At 59.4% G+C, this 21,288-nt stretch carries 21 protein-coding genes; 12 read left to right on the forward strand and 9 right to left on the reverse strand.

What is annotated here, in order from left to right:
• Window positions 1-4: 4 nt before the first annotated feature.
• Window positions 5-1,123, reverse strand: a complete 1,119-nt coding sequence (locus IE093_RS07895) for an ABC transporter ATP-binding protein (protein WP_189467910.1) — start codon at window positions 1,121-1,123, stop codon at window positions 5-7.
• A gap of 60 nt (window positions 1,124-1,183) precedes the next feature.
• The gene (locus IE093_RS07900; RefSeq protein WP_229803378.1) at window positions 1,184-2,239 is read right to left on the reverse strand and encodes an ABC transporter substrate-binding protein; all 1,056 of its coding nucleotides are present in this window, start codon (window positions 2,237-2,239) and stop codon (window positions 1,184-1,186) included.
• A gap of 166 nt (window positions 2,240-2,405) precedes the next feature.
• On the opposite strand from IE093_RS07900, the gene IE093_RS07905 reads away from it, so the two are divergent.
• From IE093_RS07905 to IE093_RS07925, 5 genes are all read left to right on the forward strand, one after another.
• Window positions 2,406-3,242 carry a MurR/RpiR family transcriptional regulator gene (locus tag IE093_RS07905; RefSeq protein WP_189467912.1) on the forward strand — a complete coding sequence of 279 codons (837 nt, stop codon included), beginning with the start codon at window positions 2,406-2,408 and terminating at the stop codon, window positions 3,240-3,242.
• Window positions 3,243-3,447: 205 nt separating this feature from the next.
• Window positions 3,448-4,287: a hypothetical protein gene (locus IE093_RS07910; protein ID WP_189467914.1), complete on the forward strand. Its 840-nt coding sequence runs from the start codon at window positions 3,448-3,450 to the stop codon at window positions 4,285-4,287.
• 19 nt (window positions 4,288-4,306) lie between these two features.
• Window positions 4,307-4,897 carry a hypothetical protein gene (locus tag IE093_RS07915; RefSeq protein WP_189467916.1) on the forward strand — a complete coding sequence of 197 codons (591 nt, stop codon included), beginning with the start codon at window positions 4,307-4,309 and terminating at the stop codon, window positions 4,895-4,897.
• Window positions 4,898-4,994: 97 nt separating this feature from the next.
• A complete protein-coding gene (locus IE093_RS07920; RefSeq protein ID WP_189467918.1) occupies window positions 4,995-5,387 on the forward strand; it encodes an HIT family protein in 393 nt (130 codons plus the stop codon).
• A 77-nt stretch (window positions 5,388-5,464) separates the two neighbouring features.
• Window positions 5,465-6,208 (forward strand): class I SAM-dependent methyltransferase, encoded by a 744-nt coding sequence (locus IE093_RS07925; RefSeq protein ID WP_189467920.1) that lies wholly within the window; start codon window positions 5,465-5,467, stop codon window positions 6,206-6,208.
• 75 nt (window positions 6,209-6,283) lie between these two features.
• Here IE093_RS07925 and IE093_RS07930 read toward each other — a convergent pair whose 3' ends face one another.
• Window positions 6,284-8,014, reverse strand: a complete 1,731-nt coding sequence (locus tag IE093_RS07930; RefSeq protein ID WP_189467922.1) for a PilZ domain-containing protein — start codon at window positions 8,012-8,014, stop codon at window positions 6,284-6,286.
• Window positions 8,015-8,547: 533 nt separating this feature from the next.
• Between IE093_RS07930 and IE093_RS07935 the strand changes: the two genes are divergently transcribed.
• The gene (locus IE093_RS07935; RefSeq protein ID WP_189467925.1) at window positions 8,548-9,201 is read left to right on the forward strand and encodes an MBL fold metallo-hydrolase; all 654 of its coding nucleotides are present in this window, start codon (window positions 8,548-8,550) and stop codon (window positions 9,199-9,201) included.
• A 123-nt stretch (window positions 9,202-9,324) separates the two neighbouring features.
• Complete coding sequence (locus IE093_RS07940) at window positions 9,325-9,975, forward strand: transglycosylase SLT domain-containing protein (protein WP_229803380.1); 651 nt, start codon at window positions 9,325-9,327, stop codon at window positions 9,973-9,975.
• A gap of 109 nt (window positions 9,976-10,084) precedes the next feature.
• On the opposite strand, the gene IE093_RS07945 is transcribed toward IE093_RS07940, so the two are convergent.
• The gene (locus IE093_RS07945; RefSeq protein WP_189467927.1) at window positions 10,085-11,134 is read right to left on the reverse strand and encodes an aldo/keto reductase; all 1,050 of its coding nucleotides are present in this window, start codon (window positions 11,132-11,134) and stop codon (window positions 10,085-10,087) included.
• Window positions 11,135-11,303: 169 nt separating this feature from the next.
• Between IE093_RS07945 and IE093_RS07950 the strand changes: the two genes are divergently transcribed.
• Window positions 11,304-12,200 carry a helix-turn-helix transcriptional regulator gene (locus tag IE093_RS07950; protein ID WP_189467929.1) on the forward strand — a complete coding sequence of 299 codons (897 nt, stop codon included), beginning with the start codon at window positions 11,304-11,306 and terminating at the stop codon, window positions 12,198-12,200.
• Between the two features lie 89 nt (window positions 12,201-12,289).
• Here the strand turns inward: IE093_RS07950 and IE093_RS07955 are convergent, their stop codons facing one another.
• Window positions 12,290-13,396 carry a class I SAM-dependent methyltransferase gene (locus IE093_RS07955; RefSeq protein WP_189467931.1) on the reverse strand — a complete coding sequence of 369 codons (1,107 nt, stop codon included), beginning with the start codon at window positions 13,394-13,396 and terminating at the stop codon, window positions 12,290-12,292.
• 153 nt (window positions 13,397-13,549) lie between these two features.
• Here IE093_RS07955 and IE093_RS07960 point away from each other — a divergent pair, with 153 nt between their 5' ends.
• Both IE093_RS07960 and IE093_RS07965 read left to right on the forward strand, forming a co-directional pair.
• Window positions 13,550-14,266 carry a TetR/AcrR family transcriptional regulator gene (locus IE093_RS07960; protein WP_229803381.1) on the forward strand — a complete coding sequence of 239 codons (717 nt, stop codon included), beginning with the start codon at window positions 13,550-13,552 and terminating at the stop codon, window positions 14,264-14,266.
• Window positions 14,267-14,659: 393 nt separating this feature from the next.
• A complete protein-coding gene (locus IE093_RS07965; RefSeq protein WP_189467933.1) occupies window positions 14,660-15,055 on the forward strand; it encodes a carboxymuconolactone decarboxylase family protein in 396 nt (131 codons plus the stop codon).
• A gap of 68 nt (window positions 15,056-15,123) precedes the next feature.
• Here the strand turns inward: IE093_RS07965 and IE093_RS07970 are convergent, their stop codons facing one another.
• Complete coding sequence (locus tag IE093_RS07970) at window positions 15,124-16,059, reverse strand: LysR substrate-binding domain-containing protein (RefSeq protein WP_189467935.1); 936 nt, start codon at window positions 16,057-16,059, stop codon at window positions 15,124-15,126.
• Window positions 16,060-16,160: 101 nt separating this feature from the next.
• On the opposite strand from IE093_RS07970, the gene IE093_RS07975 reads away from it, so the two are divergent.
• Window positions 16,161-16,997, forward strand: coding sequence for a PhzF family phenazine biosynthesis protein (locus IE093_RS07975; protein WP_189467937.1), 837 nt, complete (start codon window positions 16,161-16,163; stop codon window positions 16,995-16,997).
• Window positions 16,998-17,152: 155 nt separating this feature from the next.
• Window positions 17,153-18,337, forward strand: coding sequence for a GGDEF domain-containing protein (locus IE093_RS07980; RefSeq protein ID WP_189467939.1), 1,185 nt, complete (start codon window positions 17,153-17,155; stop codon window positions 18,335-18,337).
• Window positions 18,338-18,425: 88 nt separating this feature from the next.
• On the opposite strand, the gene IE093_RS07985 is transcribed toward IE093_RS07980, so the two are convergent.
• The 3 genes from IE093_RS07985 to IE093_RS07995 form a co-directional block, all read right to left on the reverse strand.
• Entirely contained in the window at window positions 18,426-18,758 is a 333-nt protein-coding gene (locus IE093_RS07985; protein ID WP_189467941.1) for a hypothetical protein, read from the reverse strand.
• 140 nt (window positions 18,759-18,898) lie between these two features.
• Window positions 18,899-19,867, reverse strand: coding sequence for a zinc metalloprotease HtpX (locus IE093_RS07990; RefSeq protein ID WP_229803383.1), 969 nt, complete (start codon window positions 19,865-19,867; stop codon window positions 18,899-18,901).
• A gap of 137 nt (window positions 19,868-20,004) precedes the next feature.
• The gene (locus IE093_RS07995; RefSeq protein WP_189467943.1) at window positions 20,005-20,814 is read right to left on the reverse strand and encodes a DUF5602 domain-containing protein; all 810 of its coding nucleotides are present in this window, start codon (window positions 20,812-20,814) and stop codon (window positions 20,005-20,007) included.
• Window positions 20,815-21,288 lie beyond the last annotated feature (474 nt).

Below are 21,288 nucleotides of genomic sequence, written 5' to 3' on the forward strand. Positions count from 1 at the left end.
CTCCCTAGGCTGCGATCACGTGGGGTGCACTGGTGGCGTACCAGAGGGTGACTTCGTCGCCGACATTCCGCTCGGCCAAGGTCCGGCTGTCATGCCCGCGCAGTGCCGCCTTGATTGGACGGCCTGAGGCGGTTTCCAGGGTGATCTCCATGTCGCGGCCGACGAATGCCTTCTGGGCGAGCCGGCCACATAGGGAGGCATACTCCTCGGCTGCTTCGGTAGGCTTGTGTACGCAGAACTGTTCGGGGCGCAGCATGACGTGAAGCGCGTCTGCTGCGCCGCTTGCCGGACTCATCAGGGTCAGGGTATCGCCATCTTCGAGGCGTAGCCGGCTGAACTGGCCGTCGAAGGGTTCGAGCATCCCCTGGAAGCGATTACTCTCACCGATGAACTCGGCGACGAAGGTGTTGACGGGGCGGTTGTAGATCTCGGACGGCGAACCCTCCTGCTGGATATGGCCGCCATTGAGGACCACGATCCGGTCGGACATGGTCAGAGCCTCTTCCTGATCGTGGGTCACGAACACGAAGGCGATGCCCAGTTCGCTCTGAAGGCTCTTGAGTTCGCGCTGCATGGTCTGTCGCAGATGGCGGTCGAGGGCTGAGAGCGGTTCGTCCAGCAACAGCAGGGCGGGTCGGTTGACGATGGCCCGGGCCAGTGCGACGCGCTGCTGCTGACCGCCGGAGAGCTGGCCGGGGCTGCGCTGCTGCATGCCATTCATGCCCACCATCTCCAGAGCTTCGCCCACGCGCATTTCCCGCTCGCGGCGCGGCACCTTGCGAACCGCCAGGCCGTAGCCGACGTTGTCGCCCACCGAGAGGTGGGGAAACAGCGCGTAATTCTGGAATACCGTGTTCACGGGACGCGAATGGGGCGGGATGTGGTTCATCGCGCGACCCTGGATGTGGATCGAGCCGTCGTCCAGGGCCTCGAACCCACTGATGGTGCGCAGCAGTGTCGTCTTACCGCAGCCGGATGGGCCCAGCAGGGTGACGAACTCGTTGGGGTTCACGCTCAGGTCGATCCCCGCCAGGGCATGCACCGTCTGGCCTTCGGGGGTGCGGAAGCGCTTGGTCGCGCGACGGATCTCGACGACCGGCGCCGTAGCAGAAGAGGGTTTCATCGGGCACTCCTTCGACGACGCCGGGCGCGGCGGCGTCGATCAGTTCGCTCAGGGAAGGGGCTACTCGGCGGTGCGGACCTTCGTCCAGGTGCGGTCATAGAGCTGCAGGCTGCGCCCCAGATCCTCGAAAATCTGCAGCCGGTCCATGACCTCACTGGGTGGGTTGATCTCTGGACTGTTCTTGAGCGCGTCGGGCAGCAGTTCGCGTGCCTCGACGTTGGGTGTGCCGTTCATCTGTTGGCGGGTGTTGAGCGCCGCAATCTCCGGACGCAGGAAGAATTCCATGAATTGCTTGGCGTTTTCCTTGTTGGGCGCCGTCTTCAGCATACAGATGTTTTCCTGATAGAGGGTGGCACCCTCTTCGGGAATCACGTAGCCCAGGTTCTCGGGGTCCTCATTGACGTACATCATCCCCCCGACGAAGTAGTGCGCGGCAGCCAAGTCTCCCGATTGGACCATGGGCACGCTATCGTAGGTGAAGGCGGATATGAGCGGCTTGCGCTCGATGAGGTAATTGCCCGCACGCTCCAGCGCTTCCCTGTCGGTCGCATTGACGGAGTCGCCATTGACGATCAGCGCCACTCCCAGGGCCTCGCGCATGTCGTCGAGGATGGCCACCTGTTTCCCGTCACGCGCGGCGTTGAAGAAATCCTCCCACGACGTCATCTCGTCGACCCGGTTCTTGTTGTAGAGGATGCCCACGGTGCCCCATGCGTAAGGCAAGCAGTATTCGCCCTCGGAATCCGTTTTCGCGCGTAGGAAATCGGGGTCGATATTGGCGAAATGCTCGCTTTGATTGATGTACGTGGGCTCAAGGAGATCGAGCTGATACATGATGTCCTGCATGTGTACCGAGGGGAACACCAGGTCGTAACCGGTGGCACCGGCCTGTAGCTTGGCGAGCATTTCTTCGTTGCTGCCGTAGGTGTCCAGCGAGACATCGACGTCGTATTCGTCGCTGAATCGCTCGAGCACTTCGGGGTTGATATAGTCCCCCCAGTTGTAGAGATGTAGTTCGCCTGCCGCGAGGGCTGGTGAGGAGGCGACGAGGAAGCCCAGGCCGAGTGTGCCCATGATGCCTGGGGCGAGGGAAACGCGAAACGGGGTGAAATGCATGTGATCTCTCCTTTGTTGTTGTTATCCCAGGCCGAAGAAAGTGCCGGTTGGCACCTTGCCAGGTACCGATCTGAGATGACAGAAGTCTGTCTTTGAGTCATTATAAGACATAAATCTTCCAGCGCAAGATCAAAGTCTAGCCATGCCCCGCTGCCAGGATGGAGCTATGTTTGCCGAACGACTCGATAAGAATTTCAATGATTTACCGCCAGCGGAACGCACGTTGGCGGCTTATATCCAGGCGAACCTTGACGACATCGCCTTCGAGAACGGGGAGAGCCTGGCCAGGAAAAGCGGTGTGAGCCCCAATACGGTGAGCCGATTCCTGCGCCGGCTGGGCTATGCCGGATTGAAGAGCCTCAAGGAGGAGTTGCGGGATCAGGTACGGGTCCAGTCACTGCTCAATCCGACCCTGATCGAGCGTGTCGATCGGGAAGGGGCCAACCTCGGTGAGCCGGTCAGTCGCGAGATCGAGGCGCTGGTCGATCTCTCGAAGCAGCTCGACTCGCCGCGCTGGACGACGATACTGGATGTCGTCAGTAGTGCGGAGAAGGTCTTCGTCTGCGGCTTCCAGACGGTCAGCGGCCTGGCCGAGGACTTTGCGAACCGCTTGGCGCTGGTTCGCCCTGGTGTGGAGTTCCTCAATCTCTACGGCGGCGTCATCGGTCCCTGGCTCGACAGCAACAAGGAGCGCAGTTGCCTGATCCTTATCGACATCGCTCCCTACGCCGAGGCCGGGATTACCTTTGCCCAGGAGTGCGTGCGCAACGACGCCGAGCTGGTCGTCTTCGCCGACGAGTATGGTATCGCCCAGCACGTCACCACGCCTCACATCATCACCATGCAGACCAAGACGGGGTTGATTCTCGAGTCGACCGGTGGGCTGACTACAGCTCTGAACTTTCTCGTGCATGGCGTCGCATCGCTGAGAAAAGACGAACTGAAGGATCGCGTACGGGCCTATCAGGAGCGCGTCAAGGCGCTGAAACTATATCGTACCTGAGCATGCCGCATTGTCCTCGCCCCTTGAGGTGCCATATTCACCACGAATGGAAGAGGTCGTCTTGCCGCAACGGGATGGCGCCCTTTCCAGCCCGAGGCCTTTTTGATAGCAATATCTTGCCTACCGCAGGCATCAAGCCCATGGCTGCTGCCGGGAAGCCCGACTACGCTTTGTCTTATTGTCGTCCCGACGATGAGGCATGGCCATGGCCGTGGACTTCAACAAGCCGGCGCATGTCCTGGTGGTTCATGGCGTTCAGGTGGGTGAAGACGAGGGCATCCAGTGCGACCGGCAGATCAGGGCGCTGATTGCCGGCTCCCTCGCCGCTAACCACATCGACCGCGACTTCGTCGTGCGTAGTTACCTCTACGAGAATATCAACGACCGGGCACAGGCTTTCCATCAGGCGCTGGCGAGGGCCGTTACCTCGGGCAAGCCGCTGGCGGGAAGGTCGCTCGAGCTGGTGATCGATGCCGTCGGGGATGTCGTCACCGCGGCGACCAACGCCTCCACCGCCGGCGTCATCAGACAAGGGTTGCGCGAAGAGCTCCTCAAGTCCTACCGCGCCCATCATCAGCTGATCGTCGTGGCCCATAGCCTGGGGACGATCTACGCACTCGATGTCATCAACGAGTTGATCCAGAGCCCGCACTACTTCAAGGGCGACGATCGCACGAGCTGGCCGGTTCAGGGGTATATCAGCATGGGGAGCCCCTTAGGGCTCGGCCTCCAGTTTGCCGGCATCCAGGTGTTCGACAAGCGGCAGATCCATACCCTTGCCGACGCCCGCCACAGCCTCTTTGCCTGGCACAACTACTATAACCCCCTGGACCCCATCGTCAGCGGCAGTCTGTTCGGCAAGCCCGTGCAGAGCCAGGGCGCCCGCGGCCCGGTGGAAACCCGCTACGGCCCCTCCGTTCAGCAAGCCAGCTGGCTGCTACGGGGCCATGTGGTGACGTCCGGCGATATCTGGCTGCTGGCGCACATCGCCTATTGGAACGATCCCTCCATCGGGGACCGCATCGTCGACATGCTGTGGGGCTGAATCGCGGGAGGCGATCACCATGATCCGGACAATGCTGGTGGTGCTAGGGCTGACCCTCGGCCTGAGCGGCTGTGTCACCAACTACGAGTACCGGGCCTGGGGCGAAACCCGGGCCGCCAACGACGAACCGGTGCCCTCGGTGATCTACTGGAAACAGGACGAGGGCTGGTGGTGGGGGCGCTATTCCCGTACCGATACCAGCCCGACCCTGAGGAGCTGTCAGCGAATTCCCAAGCCCCTATCCCTGGCGGATGATGGCGTGATCGAGATGACCAGCCGCGCGGGTGACCTGCTGGTGGCCACTCTTGGCCGTGACGGCACGCTGGAGCCGCTGGAGAGTGCCAGGGTACAGCCCGATGGAGAGCGCTGTGGCCTGCTGATGCGCGATGGCAAGCCCGCGAGCCTGGAGGACCTCGGGACTCGCGACTTCCGCCCTCAGCTAGGAGTGCTGTGCGAGAACCCCAGCCGGCCAGACCGGTATCCCCGGGTCGCCGTCCATGCGTTCGAGCCGCCGGTTCGGCACAAGTCCAGTGAGCTCGCCGGTGCGCCGGATCCCTGTCTCGCACGGCCGAGCGGGAGGGCATCATCAGCCGTCGGGGACAGTCCCTGATAGCCGTTGCCCGTCGCTTTCCTTTTCTCGCCGCCTGTGGCGGGATTGCCTCGTCCATCTGTGGCATCTTGGGGTTTTCTGAGAGGAGACAGCCGATATGGCAACTATCTTTACCCGTATCATCCAGGGAGAGTTCCCGGGTCACTTCGTCTGGGAGGACGAGCAGTGCGTGGCCATCATGACCCTCAATCCCATGAAGCCCGGTCATGTGCTGGTGATCCCACGCCAGGAGATCGATCACTGGGACGACCTACCGTTGGAGTTGGCGACCCATCTCATGTCGGTGTCGCAGAAGCTGGCCAAGGCGATCAAGCAAGCGTTTCCCTGCGCGCGAGTGGGGATGTTGGTCGTCGGCCTGGAGGTCCCGCACGTGCATATCCATCTGGTGCCGCTCGATAGGATGCAGGATATCCGCGTGGAGGGCTTGGCTCAGGCGGAGGCCGAGGAGCTAGCGGAGGCCGCTGCCAAGATTCGTGAGGCTTTGGCTTGAACTTTGGCTGATCGGAGGTGACCTAAATTAGAGCTAGCTGGGTGAACAGGTCACCACCTTCCAGGGAGGGACATTGCATGTTTAATAACCGCTACGGCACCTTGGCAGCCTGGGTCTACGATCTGGACAAGCCGATAGGCCATTCCTTTGGCGACATCGAATTCTACGGCGAACGGCTCCGTGGCTGCCGGGGGCCGATCCTGGAGCCGGCGGTGGGTAACGGTCGCATGTCGATTCCACTGCTGGCGCAGGGATTCGAACTAGTCGGTTTCGATGCGTCCGAAGAAATGCTGGCCCGCTGCCGGGCGCACTGCGAGCACCATGGCGTATCGCCTGAACTCACCCTCCAGCGCTTCGAGAGCTTTGCGGCGATCATCCTGCCGGTGGGATCTTTCCAGTTGATCACCGATTTCGGCCAGGCCAGAGCCACACTAGAGCGCTTTCATGCCCATCTGGAACCTGGGGGGCGGCTGATCCTGGACCTCGATCAAGCAGGCACATTGATCACCGCTCAAGACGGCATCCGAAGTTGGCAGGTCCCAGAGGACGACTACCTGACCTTGACGACTCACCCCCTTCATACCGACTTCGCCGCCCAGACGACCCACGCCTATTTGCGTTACGAACACTGGCAGCAGGGGAAGCTGGTTGGCACCGAGCTGGAGCGCTTCAGTCTACGCTGGTGGGGAATCCAGGAGTTCGCGATGCTGTTGCGTGAGGCGAGCTTCGTCGATGTCACCATTTCCGGCGACTATCGACATGGCCGGATGCCGACCCGGGAAAGTCGCATGATCACTTTCGAAGCGTTTGCCTCGTGCTGATCTAAACCTTGCTTGAGGTCTTAGGTAATTGTGGGGTTCCGGATGTTCATCCGGGACCCCACAACTACGAGCAATTCACTGAACCGTGAGCTTGGATTGAATATTATAATCATCAGGATCGACGATACCTTCAAGCTTTCCGATCTGTTTGAAATCGGCTGTCGAAAGAACTATGTCGATGGTTGTGTCTTGGAAAGACAAGTTTTTGACCACCTGAACCTTGTTGGGAAAGCCTTTGGCATCAATGTCCAAGACCCAGGCGAGGAACCCACCAGAGAACTTTGCCAAGCTGCCAATAGGGTATAATCCGTATATTTGGATATATTCAACCAACAAAACCCTGTCATACATTTCAGAGTGCTCATTCACCCAACGGTACGCATCCAATGGTGACCTTGGTGAAACTCCATTTCGGGAGTGCATCAACTTGTTCAAAATTTTTATCAATGACACAAGGCGGGTAAGTTCGGAAAGCGAGCTTGCTGTTTTTCCTGCTGGATAGCCACTTCCATCCAGACGCTCATTGCAATCCAGAATAACCTCACTGAAGATTTTTCCTGGTTGCCAGCCAAGCATTGCTAGCTGATCTTCCAGAATGTTGACATGATTTTTCAGCAGCTCTTTTTGAGAAGGGGTCATATTTGCTTTCAGGGAAGGAAGGCGCCTGCTTAACAGCATGGGTTTGCCCATGGTGTGCAGCAGTGCTCCTGCCGTGGCCTCACGAATCATCCCGGCATGTGGGTCCTTGGCTATCAGAAAATCAGCCAGGATTGCCGCAACTTGCACGGCATGCCTTACCCACTCAGGTTCGCCTCGTAAAAAAGAAAGCGAATACAATAAAGCTTTCCGATCCTTTCCGATGAGGAAAATCAGAGTGTCAGCGCAGTCATACAAAGCGTCCTCAGGGAAAATGTTATTGTTTTTTATGAACATTTGCATGATATGTAATTGCTTGGCGATCTCTCTGATGCCTCTTACCATGGGAGGTTGCCTGGAATGCTCAACTTTCTCCTTTTCTTCGCGTTGGAGTTTCATTCTTTCCTTTTCCCCAGCAATAAATAGCGGCGATGAATACTCCCCCTTTTCTATTATCCCGCTTCGACTGGCTGCCTCACGCTCTGACTCCGATACGAAATAAAACAGTCTTTGCTGCAACTCATAATCAACCTCGATGAACTGGATTCCCACGGCAGCATGGCTGGAATTCCCAAATGGCCGCATATGACGAATGCGGCCCTTGGTATAGAAGGACTGCCCATTAGGGAACTCAACTGAGAGTCCGGGAAGGTTTTGACCAATTAAAAGTGCAGCGCTCTCTTCAATAGGTATGTCTATCATGCAGCCACCTACTGACAAGTTTCGTAGCTTTGCTTTTATGGAGAGCTCTTTTTCATAGATTTCGCAGGTGACCCTGGCATACATGCCCAAGATAAATGGTATTCTGATTGCGCCACGACTCTCGTTGGTGATCACTGATTTAGGGAGCTTGCATTTTAACTCATAAAGGTCAATGTCTTTTTTGAATGCTTGCGCGACGACATTTTCAAAGTTAAAAAGTTCTAGCTCGCCATCATCTCCTTTGACTGCCATGTCAAAAGAAATCATCTCATTTCTAATATAGTTGTCGATGCTTTTACCGCCAAAAGCGGCTTCTAACGATAAATTTCCGTTATTCGAGTCGATGTCAATGACCTTGGCCGGAATGGAGTACGTCATTGCTTTGGAGAAAATAGTGATGTCATGCTTTCTCTTGAGCAATCTATCAATCAATTTTATTGTGTGGTTTTCTTCATATAAAAATGACATATGTAACCCCTCAGCCCCATGTCTTGAGATCAAGACAACTTGTAACCTCAAGCTCGTAAAGATTAAAAAAGACACAAAATCTATACAATATATTTCAAAATAAGGCTTTGTTGTTACTATTTTGCTTGAGCCTTTACATTCTACTATAGGCAATAATCACCAGCATCAGGCTTGACTACTTAGCGATCTATTGATTGATAGTAGTCAATTTTACCCAATCGAGTGAATTCCAGATATAGAAAAATTCGATCTCTCTAATTTGTTTAGAATAAATGAAGTGCTGAATAAATCGACGAGCATGGTCGGGGAAAAGGCGCCCGGAGCACGGAAGCAGAAGCATAGGGAAAGTATATGCGAGGATTCCGCGCACCTCAGTGATATACATGAAAACAATTGTTAAGTTAATGCTTAACAAGTGATATATGCTGTTCCCAGCGGGTGTTGACGCCAGTTTAGGCACCTTCCTGCTTGACCTGAACTTTACTTGAGGTCTTAGGCTATTGGCTGTCACTTGGTTGAGAGGGAAGCGAACCATGCAACGCGTACAGCCAGACGTCTGGGAGACCGAAGTGGAGAGCCCCTTCCCGGGGCTCACCGTTCATGCTTACCTGCTCGTTCGGGAAGTGGGCAATGTGCTTTTCTACAACACCGGCCACCGCCACGAGATCGAGCGCATGGTGGAGCTGGGAGGCGTGGCCTACCAGTACCTGAGCCACCGCGACGAAGTGGGGGAAACCCTTGCGCTGATCCATGAGCGTTTCGGGACCCAACTGGCCGGTCATGTCGCCGAGCGCGACGACTTCGCTCGCGTGCGCATCCCGGAAATCCTGTTCGAGAAGCGCGAGCGCCATCTGGACGCTATCGAGGTGATTCCCACTCCCGGCCATAGCCCAGGCAGCACCTGTTTCCTGGTGGACTCACCCCACGGCAAGCGCTACCTGTTCACCGGCGATACCCTCTATCGCACCAAGGATGGAGGCTGGCGCGCCGGCTTCATTCCTGGACACAACACCCCGGAGGATAAAGAGACGCTGGCCGAGAGCCTGCGGTTGCTGAAGACACTCGAGCCGGATGTGGTCTTCTCCAGCGCCTTCACCGGCGAGGCCGGTTTCCAGGAACTCGCCCCGGGCGAGTGGCCCGGCCTGGTAGATCGAGCGCTCGACGAGTTGCTGGGTGAGTCGCATTGAAGCAGTGAACCCGTTGACTCGCCATGCTCCGCGGTAAGGTATCATGCGGGGCAAAACTACAGCGGCGACTCGTGGGGAGGCGAAGTGGGCTCATCGGTTGAGCAGCATGGAAGTGCGCGGGACATGTTTGGCTATGTGATGCAGGCATGGCGGTGGTTGCTGATCGTGGGGTTCGGGCTACTGTCCAGTGGATGCGCGATGATGGCGCCGTCCCCGCCGCAGGATCAGAGCAATATCTGCGAGATCTTTCGCGAGCAGCCGAAGTGGTATGACTACGCCCGCGACTCCCAGGAGAAATGGGGCACCCCGATTGCCACGCAGATGGCCTTCGTCAAGCGGGAATCGTCGTTTCGCAGCCACGTGCGCCCACCCAGGAAACGCATCCTGTGGATTTTCCCCGGCCCACGCCCGTCCTCCGCCCATGGCTATGCCCAGGCCCAGGACCCCGTGTGGGGCGAATATCGGGACGATGCCGGGAGTTTCTTCGCGCGCCGCACCCACATGAAACATGCCACCGATTTCATTGGCTGGTACAACGCTCAGACTCACCGCCAGTTGGGCATTTCCCTGTATAACCCCGAGCATCTCTATCTCGCGTACCACGAGGGCCGCGGCGGCTATCGGCGTGGCACGTACAGGAGCAAGCCCCAGGTCATGCAGGCCGCCAGGCAGGTCAGTGCCCAAGCGAGCCGCTATCAATCACAGCTTGCGGCTTGTGAAGCCGAGTTCCGCTGTCGGCACTTTTATCAGTTCTGGCCATTCTGCCGGGCGTGACGGCATGGCTTTCGTGCTCTGAAAGCCAGGAGAACGGTGTCATGATCCACTCTTGCACCACATGCCGGCCAAATGGCCGGCATGTGTCATTGTGGGCCAGCGACAAAGCCTAATGCTTGCGGGATTGCGCCAACTGCTCGCGGCGGTATTCCCCCTGGCGCTCGAACATCCAGCCCGGGTATTCGGGCGGCAGGGCGCTGACGGCCTCGAGTTCGGCGAGTTCGGCGTCGCTGAGTTCGACCTGCGTCGCGGCGATGTTGTCGTCGAGCTGGTCAACCCGCTTGGCACCGACGATCACGCTGGCCACGGCTGGTTGGTGGAGCAGCCAGGCCAGCGCAATCTGTGCCACGGACACCCCCTTTACCTCGGCGATCCGGCGCATCACGTCGATGCAGTCATAGGCACGCCCCAGCTCCACCGGCGGGAAGTCGAAGGTGGTGCGGCGACTGCCTTCCTCGGCCTGAGTCTCGCGCCCGTACTTGCCGCTCAAGAGGCCACCGGCAAGCGGGCTCCATACCATTAGGCCGAGGTTCTCGCTTTGCAGCATGGGAATGATTTCTCGCTCCAGGTCGCGGCCGGCGAGCGTATAGTAGGCCTGCAGAGATTCGAAACGCGCCAGGCCGTGGCGCTCCGCGATCCCCAGCGCCTTCATGATCTGCCAGGCCGCCCAGTTCGAGACACCGACATAGCGTACGTGGCCTTGCTGTACCAGGTTATCGAGTGCCCGCACGGTTTCCTCGATCGGTGTCGCCGGATCGAAGCCGTGGATCTGGTAGAGGTCGATATGATCGAGCTGCAGGCGTTGCAGGCTCGCCTTGACCCCGTTCATGATGTGGTAGCGTGAGTTGCCTCGAGTGTTGACCCCCCGGCTGCCGGTCTCGCCGAACACCTTGGTGGCCACCACGATATCGTCGCGTGGCACCTTGAGGTTCTTCAGCGCTTGCCCGGTGATGCTTTCCGACAGCCCTTCGGAATACACATCGGCGGTGTCGATGAAGTTGATGCCCGCATCGAGCGCGCGGCTGATCAGTTTTTCCGCATCGCTCTGCTGCAGGTCGCCGATTTGGCTCCACAATTCGCCCTCGCCGCCGAAGGTCATGGTGCCCAGGCAAAGCTCGGAGACGAACAGGCCAGTATTGCCGAATTTGCGGTAACGCATGAATGCACTCCTGTTGCTGCTTGGTGACTACATAGCTCAGCGGGACGCGATCGTCGACTGCACCTGAAGATCGGCCGTGGCTGGTGACGAAGAACATACGTTGGCTGTGAGCGGGGAATAAGGAACGCCGTATACTGGTATCCGCACTTCCCCCCAAAGGAAAAGCACAGTGCTTAGTAACGACCGTCGTAGCGAGATCGCTACCTTCCTGAGAATTCGGCGTGCTCGGTTGCAACCCGAGCAGATCGGCCTGCCGCGTGGTGCGCGGCGGCGAACCCCTGGCTTGCGTCGTGAAGAAGTCGCTGAGCTGGCCGGTATCAGCACGGAGTGGTATGCCTGGCTGGAGCAGACGCGAGATGTGCATCCGTCGATGGACACGTTGCAACGCATCGCCCTCGCGTTGAAGCTCGAGCCTGCCGAGCAGCAACATCTACTGACCCTCGGCGGCTATGGTTCAGAGAACGGGAGCAATGGCTCGGCACGCGAGGCCGTGGTGAGCCCCCAGCTTCAGCGGCTGATGGATCAACTCGAGTTCTGCCCGGCGTGGATAATGGGCGCGCGTTCGGACATCCTGGCCTGGAACCGCGCCGCGACCATCATCCACGGCGACCTCCACGCCATGCAGGGAATCGAGAGGAACGGTATCCATCAGCTGTTCCTGAACCCACGAATACGTCGCATGCTCGTGGACTGGGAATCGCACGCCCGCGACTGTGTCGCCAAGCTGCGGCTAACCTACGCCAATTATATCGATGATCCCTGGTTCAACGAACTGATCGGATTACTCCTAGAGCAGAGCCTAGAGTTTGCCGAGTGGTGGGAGGAGCACAACGTGCAGCTTCCCCATGATGGCGTGAAGGTCTACGAGTATCCCGAAGTGGGGCGGCTGGTTTTCGATTATGCCGTCCTCCAGGTGGCCGGCGGCAATGGCATCCCCCTGCACCTGATCACCTACGTACCCTCGAGCGATACGGACACACAGCAGAAAATGGAAACCCTGCTGCAATATCCCGACCATGCACGCGCCGCGCTCGCGACAGTAGAGACAGGCATTTCAGAGGAATAGACATTCAGGGGGCCAGCCATTCAGACAAAAGCCTGCCGACCCGGCAGGCTTTTGTATTGAGGCTCGTTTCCGTGTGACCAGCAAGCAAGTTACCGAGGACGGCACACATACCAGTAATTCTGAAAGTCGTGTGCGAGCTCGTGGACTTCTATATCGCCGAAGCCGGCCGCCTGGAAGTATTCCAGGGCCTTTTCCTTCCCCCACATCGCGCCGAGCCCTTCACCGCCGCGTGCTAACGACACCGTCATGCAATGCATGCATGAAAGGGTGTAGAGCAGTGGCCCGATCGGGTGTTCGCAGTCCTCGTGATGGTGGCTCGAACCCTTGATGTCCTGGGCCAGATAGATGCCGTCGTCGGCCAGGGCACGGCGGATACCACGCAACACGGCTGGTGGATCGGCCTGGTCGTGGACGGCATCGAAGGTGGTGATGAAGTCGAACGCCGCCGGTTCGGCGGTACGGTCGAAGTCAGTGAGATCACGAACCTCGAAGGTCGCATTGGTGTTGCCGAGTTCGCGAGCCTCCTCGCGGGCGAGAGCGATCGCCTCTTCGGAGATGTCGTAACCGGTGAAGTGGCTGTTGGGAAACAGCGCTGCCAGCTTGTTGATGGCTTTCCCCCGACCGCAGCCGGCGTCCAGCATACGGATGCCTCGCTCGAGGCGTTCCTTGAGCCCCGGCTCCAGCGGAAGGATATGCTCTTCCAATGCCGGCACTACCGACTGGCCGCTGTCCTCGGCCATGATCTCGTGGAAGCGGCCGAAGCGCTCGTAGGGCACTCCACCACCGTGCCGGAAGCAGTGCACGATGTCGTCCTCCACCGCTCCCAGCAGTGGGATGTACTGCGCGAATACTGCCACGTTGTCCGTGGGCGAACGGCGGCTGAGGCTGGCTGCGTGCTCCGGTGGCAAGTGATAGGTGCCTGCTGCGGGGTCGTGTTCGATGATGGTTCCCACCGTCATCGCACCCAGCCATTCGCGCACGTAGCGTTCGTTGAGACCCGAGCTATCCGCGATTTCCTGGCTCGTGGCGGGCCCCATGCCGGCTAGGGTGTCGAACAGGCCGGTGCGATGACCGATCGAGGTCATCAGAGAGAGTGCTCCCGCATTAAGAATGTCGACGAGCCGGTCGGCGAAAACTTCGGCCCGCTTGTCGTCGAAGGCAGTCACGTTGCGGGCCGCATCGGTTGCTTCAGACATGACAGTTTCTCCCCCTTTTCGATTCACTTTCGGGCTTGCGTCGGCACTGTGATAAGGATGGTCGGCCACCTGATCGCCGGCTAGTGAACCTGTGGTACGGTTCTCGCGAGGGATTTTTCTTCAACTACAATCAAGAACATACGAAGAGGTTTCGTGTCGACAGGGACGTTGCGGCAAGATCTGGAGCTAGCGAACTGGACTTCCGGTACAGTGAATTCGGCAGGTACGGGGGCAACCATGGCAATGGGCAGGGGGGAAGCGACCCGCGAGCGGATCCTGGCCATTACGGAGGCGGCGGTACTGGCCAAGGGATTCGGCGCTACTTCGATCGAGGAAGTCATCGCGGAAGCCGGGATCACGAAAAGCGGTTTCTTCTACCATTTCCGCGACAAGAACGAGCTGGCGCGAGCGTTGCTGCAGCGATACATGGAGCGTGACGATGCGCTGCTCGACGATGTCTTCGCCCGCGGCCGGGAGCTTGCTACCGATCCATTAAACGGCTTCCTGGTTGGCCTGAAACTGTTAGCTGAAACGATGGCCGACCTGCCGGGCGGGCATCCAGGATGCCTCGTTGCAACCTACGCCTATCAAGAACGCCTGTTCGACCGTGGCGTGTGCGAGCTGAACCAGCACATCGTCTTCCATTGGCGCGCTCGCTTTCGCACGCTCCTCGAGGAGATCGTCGAGCACTCCGAAACGAAGGAGCCGGTCGATCTCGATGCGCTCGCCGACATGGTGTCAACCGTGATCGAGGGCGGGCTGGTGTTGGGCCGGGCAACCGGTGACCCGAACATTCTTCCTAAGCAACTGATGCTGCTACGCAGCTACATCAAGCTGCTGTTCGAGCCGGCGACATCGGCAGTGCATTGATGAATGAATCCTCGAGACTGAATCCGGCGCGGTTTCCAGTCGAGCCACCAGGAGTTCGGCGATCGGCGCCCTCTATGCCTCGACCTCTTCCAGCGCCTGCGCCAGATCCTGTATCTCTTCCTTGAGCCAGGTGCGGAAGGCGTCCACCCGTGGCGTGTCCGCCATGGAGAGGAGCGTGACCAAGTAGTAGCTGAATTCCGTGCGACGCCAGGGACGTAGCTGATCCAGGCATCGGCGGTGGCGCTGTGGTCGGCCATCAGCTCCTGAAGCGCGGCGATCTGGTTGCCCGTCAGGTTACCTGATTCCGCGTTACGCAGGTCGACCCAGTGGAGCTGCTTGGGGGCCTATACTTGGGTTGCGGTAATCGCCCCATTGCACATCAGGAGGCATCCGATGAAGACGTATCTATTGGCTAGCGCTCTTATCCTCGGCATGTCCAGCTTCGCCGTCGCCCAGGACGCACCGAAATTCTTCAGCGAAACCTATCCCGAGCACGGCCTCCAATCGGCGCTCGAGGCGCGCAGCGCCCTCGAAAACGAACAGGCGGTGCTCGATGCCAAGACGCGGGAGTTGATCAGCCTCGCTGTCGCCGCCCAGATCCCGTGCGCGTATTGCTCCTATGCCCACACCAAGGGGGCGCGGGCTCAAGGGGCGAGTGAGGCCGAGATCCGCGAGGCGGTGGCGGCGGCCGCGCAGGTGCGGCATTGGAGCACGGTCTTGAACGGCATGCAGTACGACCTCGACGCGTTCAAGAGCGAATTCGATGAGCTGGCCGGCGCAACCGACTGACCTCACTCCGCACTTCTGTCAGCAGGTGGATCAGCAATGCGTTGGGTGCATCAACACGGAACCCGCCTTCACGGCGGGTTCCTCGTTGATGGGGTCATGGTTGCCTCGTCCATCGCCTGCACCAGGTCCCGCAGTTCGTCCTGCACCCAGGTGCGGAAGGCGTCCACCCGTGGCGTGTCCGCCATGGCGGGTAGCGTGACCAAGTAGTAGCTGAACTCCGTGCGACGCCAGTGACGTAGCGGCAGCACTTGGTTTTGTTGGATCGTGTCGAGCGCTACGGAAAGCCGAGCCAGGCACCACCCCGTACCCTGGCGGCAGGCGGCCAGGGCTAGTCCGCTATCGGAAACCTTCAGCCGGCGTAGCGTGGTCGGGTCGTGCAGGCCGGCTTCTCGCCACCAGGGTGGCCAATGGCTCCAGGGCTCGGTGGCGGTAGCGCCGCTATCCTCGATGAAGCAGGCTTTTTGCCAGTCTTCGTTGCGTGACGAGGTGGCTGGCCCCAGCACGGTGATGGCATCTCCCGACAGGTAATCGACTCGTAGGCCGGGATAGTGACCATTACCGAAACGGATGGCGACGTCGGCCTCTCCACCGCGCAGGTCCGCTAGCCGGTCGTCTCCGTTCAGGCTCAGTTGCAGCCCAGGATGGCGCTGCAGCAGCCGGCCCAGCCGAGGCAACAGGAAATGCTGGATAAAGGCATGCGGAGCCGAGACCGTAAGCGGTCCATCGAGGGGCGGGGTGCCGAGCTCCTCGGTCGCCGCTTCAATCATCGCGAAGGCCTCGGCGATGCGTTCGCGGTAGCGTGAGCCGGTCTCTGTCAGCGAGACGCCTCTGGCCATCCTGTCGAACAATCGGATCCCGAGGCTGGCTTCCAGTGCCTTGATGCGATGGCTGATGGCCGCGGCGGTGACGTGCAGTTCCTCAGCGGCGATGCTGAAGCTGCCCAGGCGCGCTGCCGCTTCGAACGCACGCAGAGTAGCCAGGGGAGGGAGTGGCGTTCGGTTCATGGCTAACCTTGGCTAAGCCTATGGCTAAGAAACTATCCGTTGTCATTACACCAGCTAAGTCCAGAATGCCAGTCATCGACCATGAATACAGGAGGTTTCCCATGACTGGCACGTTGTATCGACTCGCCGCGTTCACTCGCGATCCTCAAGGGGGCAATCCAGCCGGTGTCTGGCTGGGCGATACGCTCCCCGATGTCGCCTCCATGCAGCGCATCGCCGCCGAGGTGGGATATTCCGAAACGGCTTTCATCGCGCCGTTGCATGGCACCCAGCGTATCGTGCGCTATTACAGCCCCCAGGCCGAGGTGAGCTTCTGCGGCCATGCCACCGTGGCCAGCGGCGTGGTTCTGGGACGCTTGAGCGGAGCCGGGACCTATGCACTGGATACCGCCGTGGGCAAGGTGCCAGTAACGGTGAACCAGGCGGAAGGCGAATGGCAGGCTTCGCTGGTATCGGTACCTACCGAATATCAGTCGGCGTCACCGGCATTGGTCGAGGAGGTGCTGGCGCTTCTCGGCTGGCAAGCCGACGAGCTGGATACCGCCTTGCCGCCGGCCAAAGCCTATGCCGGCGCCTGGCATCTGGTCTTGGCGGCGGATTCGCAGGCGCGGCTCGACCGGCTGGACTACGACTTCGAACGGCTCAAGGCGCTGATGTTGCGCGAGAATCTCACCACGCTGCAGTTGGTGTGGCGGGAGTCGGCGACGCTGTTTCACGCCCGCGATCCCTTCCCGGTGGGCGGTGTGGTGGAAGATCCTGCCACCGGCGCGGCGGCTGCGGCGTTGGGCGGCTATCTACGCGATGCTGGGCTGATCGAAGCCCCCGCCCGGTTAACGATCCGCCAGGGCGAGGCAATGGGCCGGCCGAGCCGGCTTGAGGTAGAGGTGCCGAAAAGTGGTGGTATCGTGGTCAGCGGGACTGCGGTCGAACTCGAATGACCCTTGATGAATCTCTTTGTTGCAAAATGTTACAAAGCTCGCTTAACTGATAACAAGAGGTCGCGGAGACGGCTGACGATAACCATAAAAGGGGGATGAGAAGCTGCACGGGCTCCCCCGACTACCGTGCCCTATCCTCGGACGCGGAGCATTGCATGGGCATGAAAGGGGAGCTGATCACGAAGGCGAGCATCACGGAGGAGCCCAGCGACCTGGTGCCACGTGCCGGGGGCTGGCAGCGGCTTTCGCGCGACTTCCTCACCTCCGGTGGCCGTACCTGGGAGGACCAGCCGGATTATCTTCGCATCACTCTCCTGAATCTGATGGAGGCCGCGGCCTTCATCGTTTGGGGGCTGTTCCTTTGTCTCAATTTGCTGGGTGTGGTGGAAAGTTCCCTCGGGCGAATAGTGATCGATGCGATGGGAGTGGCGGTCGCCGTCGGTGTGCTTTCCAGCCTGCGCATGGGCGCTTCGGTGGCCGTGGTCGCGCACGTCGCCCATGCGTTTCTGTTCGCTTTCCTGCTGGGACTGGCCATTGTCAGGGCCAACAATCCGCTGGCGATGACGTTGCCGCTCATCTATCCCGCCATGGCGTTCCTGCTGCTCGATGACGTGCGCCGGGGCTGCGTGGGCACGCTATTGATGATCGTTGGCATCAACGTCACCATCTTCTCAGGCTTTGGCCCGGAACTGCGCGATCGGACCATGGCTTTCGATGGTGCGCTGACGGCCAGCGTCGGTATGTGCTTCCAGGCCGTCGTGATGGCGCTTTATGTCCACCATCGCAAGCGGGTGATGACACGGCTGCGTGAAGTGAGTACGCAGCTTTCGGAACTGGCCTGCCACGATCCACTGACCGGGTTGTACAACCGCCGCACGTTCATCGAAGTGCTCGAGCGCGAGTTGTCGCGTCGCGATTGCAATGAGCGCCAGCTTGCGCTCCTGCTGTTCGATATCGATCGCTTCAAGGCCTACAACGACTGTTTCGGCCATCCCCAGGGCGATGAACTGCTCAAGCGTATTGCCGATGCAACCCGGATGGTGTTCAGCCGGCGCGAGGACATCGTGTTTCGGCTTGGCGGCGAAGAATTCGGCGTGGTATTCCGTACCGATGACGCAGAACAGGCTACCGTCATGGCGGACTGTCTATTGGCGGCCATCGAGGCACTCGGTGAACCGGCACCTGACGGCCCGCATGACACCATCACCGTTTCCGCAGGGCTCAACCTGCTGGATGGCGGTAGCAATATCACCGCGAAGCATGCCTACCTCCGAGCGGATGAAGCGCTCTATCGGGCGAAGGCATCCGGCCGGGCACACTGGGTTCGCGCCGTGGGTTGAATTGCCCCCAACGCCTGAATGAAAACACCCCATTCGGCCTGAGGCTGAATGGGGTGCGGTAACTGCGGATCTGTTGTTGATCTACTCTTTACCTAAGTAAATCAGGCCCCCAATACTGATAATCTTCCTCGAAAAGATCTGCCTTGGCGTGACGCATGACGTCTTCGCAGGCGGCTTGGTGGGCGAGCTGAGTGAGTAGGCCCTGGGTCACCTCAAAGCCTTTCCCCAGGCAGGTATCGACATCCTGGCGGCTGACTTGGGGGGTGACGTTGCAGTCAATCTTGATCGTTCTTCCACTACCGTCCAGCTTGTCTGCGAATTCCCGAATACGCCAAGCGAGACGTTCTTTCCAGTTGGCTGATTCTTCCGCGCCTTCGTTTACGCTAAACGTGCACTGCCATTCAGGTCTGTATACCTTCATGAGAACCTCCCGTGCTGGCTTGGAAAGAATGATCGATCGTGTTTGCTGCTCCATATTTGAGGATGTTGCAAGTTGATCATACTAGATTTCAGCCGCCTGGATAGACTTGCAATCGCTACGCGTTCTTACGGCGGCTAATGTCAGCGTCGGCGAAGAATCCAGTAGCGGCCACCCGCCGGGCCGGGACGCTGGATAATCAGCGGGCGGTCGACCTCGGGGAGCCGGATGCTTGGGCGGCTGTCGGAGTGACGTGGCAGTCCGCCGATGTCGTGTAGCCGGCGGATGCGCTTGTGGGTCGGTGGGTGAGTGTGCAGCCATTGGATCCATGCCGGGGGCTGCCGGCCAAACAGTGTCGTCAGCCAACTGCCGTTGTGGCGTTCCAGCACATCCAGGGCGGATGCCAGGCCATAAGGGTCACCGGTAATGGCTGCAGCTTCCAGGTCGGCGGTGTATTCGCGGTTACGCGAAAGCGCGAGCTGGAGCAGGGTGCTGAGGGTCGGGGAAAGCGCTACCAGCAACAGCGGTAACCAGGGTAGCTCCCCTTCGCCCGTCATGATCAGCGGCAGCAGCAGAAGCAGGGATATTTGTACGACTGTCGCTAGCCAGAAAGTGAGCCGGGTCATGGCGGCCGCCATCGACATGACCCGCGTGTCCCCATGTTGCAAATGGTTGACTTCGTGGGCCAGCACGGCAGCCAGTTGGCGAAGATCAAGCGTCCTGAGCAGGCCAGCGGTAATGGCAATGCCGCCGTCACGCCGGTCGCCGACGGCAAAGGCATTGAGGTCGCGTGATGGGGAATAGTAAAGCTGTGGTTCGATTTCCAGACCGGCACGTTGATAGAGGATATCGAGTACCCCATAGAGTTCCGGGGCGTGGTGCCGACGCAGCAGCCCAGCGCCGGCGTTGGCCAGAATGATTCGCGCCGGCACCCAGCTACTGAAATGCGCTGCAATCGCCACCGCCACGAAGGACATGATCACTCCGCCAGTGCCAGCAAGGAGATAACCAGGCACGGATAGCACCAGTGCCAGGCCTGCCATGATCAGCAGGGCCTGAAAGCCATTCTTGAGACGGACGAGCCAGAGCCGTTGTGGTCGGAGTGTTATCACGGCGGATCCTGTCCCGGTAAACGCGTTCGTCAGTCACTCAACGATATCCGTTATTCCGGCAATGAGGAAAGCGGGACACGACCAGTGACGGTCGTGTCCCTCACATCTACCGATCCGCCATTGTTGCCAAGGCTTCCTTAATGCTGGACGGTTTGCAGCTCTGCGTTGAAGTGGCGCAGTCCGAGAAGTTCGATCCGGTATTCATCGTGCACGGGGTCGAAACCCACGCGATACTGGGTCGGGTAGTAGCCGGACAGGCTGTACAGGGCGGGCGTCTTCACCGGCATGGTAGTGTCGGGCCGTGAGCGTAGGAAATCCAGAGTAACCATCGGCTCCAGGAAAATGAGCTGTCCGGCATGGTAACCATAGATGAAGGTATGGGTGAACGGTTGGCCCTGGAATTCGGGGCCGGCGGGGTCGACGCCATGGACACCCATCCGCTCGACGGCCGTCTCGGGAGGTACCACGTAACCGGCTGGTACCAGTGAGTCGTTCGGGGGCGCGAGTCGCTGTTCCCGGTCAGGCCCCAGGAAGGTGATGGCCTGCCGTTCAGCATCGTTGATGAGATAGAAGTGCATGTCGAAGTGGGGGACCGAATAGACGCCGTCAGGAATATGCCCAGCGGGGTTCCAGTCCAGGAGAACATGGTCGTACCCCGTCGGTGAGACACCCTCCGGTAGAGGCAAGAGGTATAACCATGCTTCCTGGTCGGGTTGTGGCGCCGGTAGACCCTCCAGAGCGCCTCCCGTCAGGGCAACGGCGATGGACGTCGGTATCCCGCCTGTGTCTTGAGTAACGACTACTCGAGCCAGGCCGTTGCCGACGGCGACCGGCTCCCCGGCCAGGACGTTTCCCTCCGCGGCCAGTGTGGAAGTCGTTGCCAATGCCAGCAGCAGTGTGGATGCCAGTCCCAAGGTGTGAAACCCATCGACACCGGATTTTTTCATGGCCTTATTCCTCGATGATACGCCGCATCGCCAGGCACGGGCGGTGCAATAGCGCGTGAACCGTGAAGTAGACACAAGGTGACCCTGCCATGGCCGGCTCGCTGCGGGGGAAGGTGTCGCGTGGGGAAAGGGGCTTGACCGGTTGGTGCAAGCCTCGATTCTTGCCGCTTGGCCTGTAGGTCGCCGTCGGTGGCGTCCGGCATGGGTCAATTCATTATAGTTGTCGGTGAAATTTTGAAAAAGGAAGTAACCTGTCCCTCTATTCGACACGATCAAAATACCTCACGGGCGTGACGGTGGCCTACTGTAAGTGCTATCCCAAGGTGCAATGGATTCACGCGCTTTTCATCACCGAAGATCGACATGTGCTTTGCTCGCTCAGTTCCAGGCTGCCACGGCCTGAGCCAAGCCGACCGCTGGTTCCTCGAACATCTGAGTGGACAGCGAGGCGCAGGCGCGTTATTCAACGGCTGG

It is taken from the genome of Litchfieldella qijiaojingensis (assembly GCF_014651875.1).
In the GTDB taxonomy this organism is placed as follows: domain Bacteria; phylum Pseudomonadota; class Gammaproteobacteria; order Pseudomonadales; family Halomonadaceae; genus Litchfieldella; species Litchfieldella qijiaojingensis.

Bases quoted from the DNA above. Each gene is read 5' to 3' on its own strand.
- IE093_RS07895 (WP_189467910.1), bottom strand. From the start codon at position 1,123: ATGAAACCCTCTTCTGCTACGGCGCCGGTCGTCGAGATCCGTCGCGCG.
- IE093_RS07900 (WP_229803378.1), bottom strand. From the start codon at position 2,239: ATGCATTTCACCCCGTTTCGCGTTTCCCTCGCCCCAGGCATCATGGGC.
- IE093_RS07905 (WP_189467912.1), top strand. From the start codon at position 2,406: ATGTTTGCCGAACGACTCGATAAGAATTTCAATGATTTACCGCCAGCG.
- IE093_RS07910 (WP_189467914.1), top strand. From the start codon at position 3,448: ATGGCCGTGGACTTCAACAAGCCGGCGCATGTCCTGGTGGTTCATGGC.
- IE093_RS07915 (WP_189467916.1), top strand. From the start codon at position 4,307: ATGATCCGGACAATGCTGGTGGTGCTAGGGCTGACCCTCGGCCTGAGC.
- IE093_RS07920 (WP_189467918.1), top strand. From the start codon at position 4,995: ATGGCAACTATCTTTACCCGTATCATCCAGGGAGAGTTCCCGGGTCAC.
- IE093_RS07925 (WP_189467920.1), top strand. From the start codon at position 5,465: ATGTTTAATAACCGCTACGGCACCTTGGCAGCCTGGGTCTACGATCTG.
- IE093_RS07930 (WP_189467922.1), bottom strand. From the start codon at position 8,014: ATGTCATTTTTATATGAAGAAAACCACACAATAAAATTGATTGATAGA.
- IE093_RS07935 (WP_189467925.1), top strand. From the start codon at position 8,548: ATGCAACGCGTACAGCCAGACGTCTGGGAGACCGAAGTGGAGAGCCCC.
- IE093_RS07940 (WP_229803380.1), top strand. From the start codon at position 9,325: ATGTTTGGCTATGTGATGCAGGCATGGCGGTGGTTGCTGATCGTGGGG.
- IE093_RS07945 (WP_189467927.1), bottom strand. From the start codon at position 11,134: ATGCGTTACCGCAAATTCGGCAATACTGGCCTGTTCGTCTCCGAGCTT.
- IE093_RS07955 (WP_189467931.1), bottom strand. From the start codon at position 13,396: ATGTCTGAAGCAACCGATGCGGCCCGCAACGTGACTGCCTTCGACGAC.
- IE093_RS07965 (WP_189467933.1), top strand. From the start codon at position 14,660: ATGAAGACGTATCTATTGGCTAGCGCTCTTATCCTCGGCATGTCCAGC.
- IE093_RS07970 (WP_189467935.1), bottom strand. From the start codon at position 16,059: ATGAACCGAACGCCACTCCCTCCCCTGGCTACTCTGCGTGCGTTCGAA.
- IE093_RS07975 (WP_189467937.1), top strand. From the start codon at position 16,161: ATGACTGGCACGTTGTATCGACTCGCCGCGTTCACTCGCGATCCTCAA.
- IE093_RS07980 (WP_189467939.1), top strand. From the start codon at position 17,153: ATGGGCATGAAAGGGGAGCTGATCACGAAGGCGAGCATCACGGAGGAG.
- IE093_RS07985 (WP_189467941.1), bottom strand. From the start codon at position 18,758: ATGAAGGTATACAGACCTGAATGGCAGTGCACGTTTAGCGTAAACGAA.
- IE093_RS07995 (WP_189467943.1), bottom strand. From the start codon at position 20,814: ATGAAAAAATCCGGTGTCGATGGGTTTCACACCTTGGGACTGGCATCC.